Source organism: Candidatus Bipolaricaulota bacterium (genome assembly GCA_021159055.1).
Lineage (GTDB): Bacteria > Bipolaricaulota > Bipolaricaulia > UBA7950 > UBA9294 > S016-54.
In genome coordinates, this window is sequence record JAGGSO010000147.1 from 1 (window position 1) to 5,089 (window position 5,089).

General features: G+C 63.3%; 5 protein-coding genes and 2 tRNA genes. All 7 read left to right on the forward strand.

Features of this window, described 5'->3' with window-relative positions; all coding sequences use genetic code 11:
* The first annotated feature begins 195 nt into the window (after positions 1-195).
* The 7 genes from J7J55_07510 (at position 196) to J7J55_07540 (ending at position 4,863) form a co-directional block, all read left to right on the forward strand.
* Entirely contained in the window at positions 196-849 is a 654-nt protein-coding gene (locus tag J7J55_07510) for a protein-L-isoaspartate(D-aspartate) O-methyltransferase (protein ID MCD6142542.1), read from the forward strand.
* On the forward strand, positions 850-1,911 hold the full coding sequence (gene ltaE / locus J7J55_07515; GenBank protein MCD6142543.1) for a low-specificity L-threonine aldolase: 1,062 nt from the start codon (positions 850-852) through the stop codon (positions 1,909-1,911).
* 152 nt (positions 1,912-2,063) lie between these two features.
* Positions 2,064-2,834, forward strand: coding sequence for a hypothetical protein (locus J7J55_07520; GenBank protein MCD6142544.1), 771 nt, complete (start codon positions 2,064-2,066; stop codon positions 2,832-2,834).
* A gap of 12 nt (positions 2,835-2,846) precedes the next feature.
* Positions 2,847-3,554 carry a PKD domain-containing protein gene (locus tag J7J55_07525; protein MCD6142545.1) on the forward strand — a complete coding sequence of 236 codons (708 nt, stop codon included), beginning with the start codon at positions 2,847-2,849 and terminating at the stop codon, positions 3,552-3,554.
* Positions 3,551-4,486 (forward strand): PKD domain-containing protein, encoded by a 936-nt coding sequence (locus J7J55_07530; GenBank protein MCD6142546.1) that lies wholly within the window; start codon positions 3,551-3,553, stop codon positions 4,484-4,486. Before J7J55_07525 ends, J7J55_07530 begins: the two co-directional genes overlap by 4 nt.
* A 214-nt stretch (positions 4,487-4,700) precedes the next feature.
* Positions 4,701-4,784 (forward strand) — tRNA-Ser (locus tag J7J55_07535).
* A gap of 6 nt (positions 4,785-4,790) precedes the next feature.
* Positions 4,791-4,863 (forward strand) — tRNA-Arg (locus J7J55_07540).
* The last annotated feature ends 226 nt before the right edge of the window (positions 4,864-5,089 follow it).

Below are 5,089 nucleotides of genomic sequence, written 5' to 3' on the forward strand. Positions count from 1 at the left end.
TAGAAACCGACGTAGAGAAAAACAAGCGCGACATCAGGGAGATCAAGACCAAACTTGCGATGCCGTAATCTCAGACGTTGTCCACAAAAAAATCCAACAATTCGTAGTTCTTTCGTCGCACACAAGTGAGGTTACACGATCTTTCGTGGCAGTGGGGACTGCGCGAGCGCGTGGTTAGGCTATAATCTCTGCTCGATGGAGGACTATCGCGAGGCCCGGCTTGAAGAAGAACGGCGGCGGATGGTGGAGCGGCAGCTCCGCCGGCGTGGAATCCGCGATCCCCGTGTTCTTGCTGCAATGGAGCGCGTCCCCCGCCACCTGTTCGTCCCCCCGGCCTGGCAGGACGAGGCCTACTCCGACCATCCCCTGCCGATCGAGGGCGGGCAGACGATCTCCCAGCCGTACATCGTCGCCCGGATGACGGAGGCCCTTGAGCTTGCCGGGACGGAGAAAGTCCTCGAGATCGGGACCGGCTCCGGCTACCAGACCGCGATCCTCGCTGAACTCGCGCGTGAGGTATGCACGATCGAGCGGATCCCGGATCTCGCCGCGGCGGCGCAGGCCCGCCTCACCTCCCTCGGGTATAAAAACATCCGATTCTTCGTCGGCGACGGGACGCACGGTCTCCCCGAGGAAGCGCCGTTCGACCGGATCATCGTCACCGGCGCCCTCCCCCGCATCCCTGAAGCCCTCCTCGAGCAGCTTTCCGATCCCGGGATCATCGTCGCCCCGGTCGGGGGACGCGGCTGGCAGGAGCTGTTGCAGGTGCGGCGCTCCGGTGGTACTGTAACGCGGGTCGGGCTCGGCGAGTGCCGGTTCGTCCCGATCATCGGGAAGGAGGGATGGTAGATGAGGATCATCGATCTGCGCAGCGACACGGTGACCAAGCCGACGGAGGGGATGCGGGCGGCGATGGCGGCCGCTCCGGTCGGGGATGACGTTTACGGGGAGGACCCGACGGTGAGCCGCCTCGAAGCGGCTATGGCAGAGAGGCTTGGGAAGGAGGCGGGGCTGTTTGTCGCTTCCGGGACGATGGGAAACCTCGTCGCCATCCTCACCCACGCGAGCCGCGGAGACGAGATGATCCTCGGCGACCTCGCCCATACCTTCCTCTACGAGGGGGGAGGAGCGGCCGGGCTCGGCGGGGTCCATCCCCACCCGATCCGGAACGCTCCCGACGGGTCACTTCCGCTCGCCGCGATCAAAGCAGCGATCAGGGCAGACGACGTCCACTTCCCCAGGACCCGCCTGATCTGCCTGGAGAACACGCACAACCGCTGCGGCGGCCATCCCCTCACCCCGGAGTACTGCGACGCCGTCGGGGAGCTGGCTCATTCCCGCGGGATCTCGGTTCACCTCGACGGAGCACGCCTGTTCAACGCCGCGATCGCCCTCGGCGTCGCCCCACGCGACCTCACCCGTGCCGTCGACTCGGTGATGGTCTGCCTGTCCAAGGGGCTCGGTGCCCCGGTCGGGTCAGTCCTGTGCGGGTCGCGTGCGTTCATCGAGAAGGCGCGTCGGGTGCGGAAGATGGTGGGGGGAGGGATGCGCCAGGCCGGGATCATCGCTGCTGCCGGGCTCTACGCCCTTGAACACCATATCGATCGATTGAAGGAGGACCATGAGAACGCGGCCCGGCTTGGGAATGCGATCTCAGAGATCGATGGGCTTGAGCTCGGCCCGGACCGCGCCCCGGGGCAACCGGTGACGACCAACCTCGTCTACTTCCGCATCACCCGCCCCGGTCTGTCCGCCACCACCCTCGCCGCCCGGCTGGAAGCGCGTGGAGTCCTGTCCCACCCGCTGGGGGAGAACGACGATCAGATCCGGCTTGCTACCCATCTCGATGTGGACGCGGCGGACATCGAGGCGGCAGTCACTGCACTGCGGTCCGCCGTCGAGGAGACATAGGTCCGCCCCGGGCCAGAAATAGATCTACCTTCGACCAGAAGGATGCGCTACGCGCCGCGGAACTAAGCCCTTACCCTAGTCCTACCGGGTGGTGAGGGGAGCGCCTCTCTGAGCGCTTCCTTCCCCCACTCCCGAAAACGGAAAAGGGGGAGATGATGAAAGGGCTAGTGGCTGTTGTGGGGTTGGTCCTCCTGGCGGGGATGGGTGCCTACGCCGGGGACCTGGAGATGTTCGCCGGTGCCGGCCCGGGCGGGGCGGCCCTCGGCGAGATAAACGCGGCGATAACACTGTACAATACGATCATCGCTGCTCTTAACGAGACTCCAACGATCGATGGCACCGTTCCTCTCATCCCGCATCTCGGTGCGGGGATCGGGTATTACGCCGGCGAACAGTTCTGGATGACGGATTCTTTGGCGATCGGGGGGAAGCTCGAGTACTTCCGTACCGAGACCTCAACCTCCGGGAGCTACACAAGCGGGGATGAGACGTCGCAGATCGCGGTCGATCTCGGCTGCTCGTTCGTTGGGTTCGTCCTCACCGGGAGGTTCGACTTCCTCTCCTCCGGGTTGACGATCGGGGTGACCGGAGGTGTTGGGTATTACTACTCCGGCTTCACCACCGCGATCACCTTCCAGATGCCGAGCGGCTATCCCCCGATCTCGGTCCATCCCCACGAAGGAGAGGGGCACTACAACAACCAAGCGGTCGGGTTCGAGGCCGGGCTGTCGATCACCTACCCGATGACCGACTGGCTTGGGATCGGGGCGGAGCTGGGCTACCGCGCCCTCACCTCTCCCACGATCACCGATGCTGATGGGACAGGGCTCGACCTCGACGGCGACGGGACCGCGGAACAGATCGACCTAAGCGGGATCAGCATCCAGTTTCGGATCTCATTGGCGATAGATCTTTCGATATAGGAGGAAGGAGTGATGAATATGAAACGCGTACGGTACTACCTTCTGCTCGGGCTGCTCGGACTTGTCCCCATCCTTATTTCAGGCTGTCTCGGTGGAAGCCCCACCGGGCCCAAGGCCCTGTTCACTGCCGCCCCGGATAAGCAGGTGATCCCGTTTACCGCCAACTTCGACGGGACCCTGTCCTACGATGAGGCCGGGAAGATCGTCTCCTACACCTGGGACTTTGGGGACGGGACGATCGGCCACGGACCGGTGACGGCCCACGTGTACAAGGAAGACGGAGTCTACCAGGTGAAGCTGACGGTAATCGACAGCCGCGGGCGCACAGGCGAGAGCACGATGACCGTGCAGGCCCTCAACCCGCCCCCGCAGGCGAAATTCTCCTACAGTCCGAAGAGCAAGATGGATGATAAATACATCGTCGGGGCGAGTGAATGGATCACGTTCGACGCCTCCGACTCCACCGACGACGACGAGATCGTCGCCTATGACTGGAACTTCGGCGACGGCCACACCGACACCGGCAAGGTGGTGAAGCATCGCTATCTATGGCCGGGAACGTACAACGTCGTCCTCACCGTCACCGACAACGACGGCGGCAAGACGAACTACATCCAGCAGGTGACGATCCTTGGTGGCCCGCCGTGCAACGCCGATATCGACGAGAACGGCGATGCGATGAGCAACTGGGCCTGGGGTCAGAAAGGGAGTGACCGATGAAGCGACTCCTTCTCCTCGGACTGTTGCTGATCCCGCTTCTGCTCACCGGCTGCACCATGGACCAGATAATGAGCGGGATGGTGAACCAGCCACCGCAGGCGGTGATCGACGCGACCCCGGTCTCCGGGACGGCTCCCCTCACCGTCACGTTCGACGCACACTACTCGCATGACGATGGGACGATCGCTTCGTATCACTGGGATTTCGGCGACCCGCACGACTCGGCCCCGCTCGACGCGGAGAAGGGGACGCACACCTACCAGTATCCCGGGACCTACCTCGTCAAGCTCACCGTGATCGACGCCGAAGGATCGTTCGACTCACAGGAGATCGCGATCGAGGTGACCAACGCGCCGCCGATCGCCAACTTCTCCGCCACCGACGACGCTCCCACGGTCGGGGATACCGTCGAATTCGACGCCTCGGGTTCGTACGATCCCAACGGTGAAGTCGTCAGCTATGAGTGGGACTTCGGCGATGGGACCACCGGCGAAGGGGTGAAGGTCAGTCATTCCTATGCCAACACGGGCTACTACGTGATCACCCTCACGGTCACCGACGACGCCGGAGCGGTGGGGACAGCCCGCCACGCCGTCAACGTGCAGGAGAAATCGAGCGGGGGTGGGTGTTCCGGCGGCTCGTGCGGCGGTCCGGACATCCCGCTCGCGGTGATCACCGGCCTTCCCGGCTGCTCCGGTGGGGAGGTCGGGGTCCCGATCGAGTTCGACGGCAGCTACTCCCGCGCCGCCGAGGGAAAGATCGTAAGCTACAAATGGGATTTTGGTGACGGCACAACCGGGAGCGGGGTACGGGTTTCCCACGCCTATCAGAAGACAGGCCGGTTCCTCGTCACCCTCACCGTGACCGACGAAAACGGGACCAAGGGTACGGCGGTCGGCGCGGTGTCGATCGGATCGAGCTCCTGCTATTAGAACTGCGACCATGTGAATCTGGGGGTAACGTTAAGACTTGTCTCCAATGGGTGGCTTTTGTAGGGGCGGGCCCTGTGCCCGCCGATTTCCCTTGGTAGGGGCCATGCCCGCCAGTCCGTTTCGTCGCACACAAGGTGCGATGCCGCGAAATCGTGTTACCGCATTCACCTTTCTCAGTTGCACATCTTGTGTAAACCTTCTAACATTTAAGCTTGGAGGGATGACCGAATGGCAAGGAGCCGGTCTCGAAAACCGGTACGCCCGCAAGGGCTTCGGGGTTCGAATCCCCGTCCCTCCGTATGATGCGCCCGTAGCTCAGGGGACAGAGCGTCGCACTGCGGATGCGAAGGCCGGAGGTTCAAGTCCTCCCGGGCGTAAAGCGAGCGTACATCAATCGGCGGGGCTTGTCCCCGCCGATTCGTTTCGTCGCAGACAAGCTGCGCCGCTACGTGATATTCAAGCTGGTGTAGCGGCGGGCCCTGTGCCCGCTGGTTTTTCGCCGCACACAGGGTGCGACACTACGCAACCTTTTGATCTCATTGATGCAAGAGGAAGGCCGTCGAGGGAGGCCGATTTGGAGAGACGCTCCGGCGAGAAACCGTT

Coding starts and splice junctions, on each gene's coding strand:
- J7J55_07520 (MCD6142544.1), top strand. CDS start 2,064: ATGATGAAAGGGCTAGTGGCTGTTGTGGGGTTGGTCCTCCTGGCGGGG.
- ltaE (MCD6142543.1), top strand. CDS start 850: ATGAGGATCATCGATCTGCGCAGCGACACGGTGACCAAGCCGACGGAG.
- J7J55_07525 (MCD6142545.1), top strand. CDS start 2,847: ATGAATATGAAACGCGTACGGTACTACCTTCTGCTCGGGCTGCTCGGA.
- J7J55_07530 (MCD6142546.1), top strand. CDS start 3,551: ATGAAGCGACTCCTTCTCCTCGGACTGTTGCTGATCCCGCTTCTGCTC.
- J7J55_07510 (MCD6142542.1), top strand. CDS start 196: ATGGAGGACTATCGCGAGGCCCGGCTTGAAGAAGAACGGCGGCGGATG.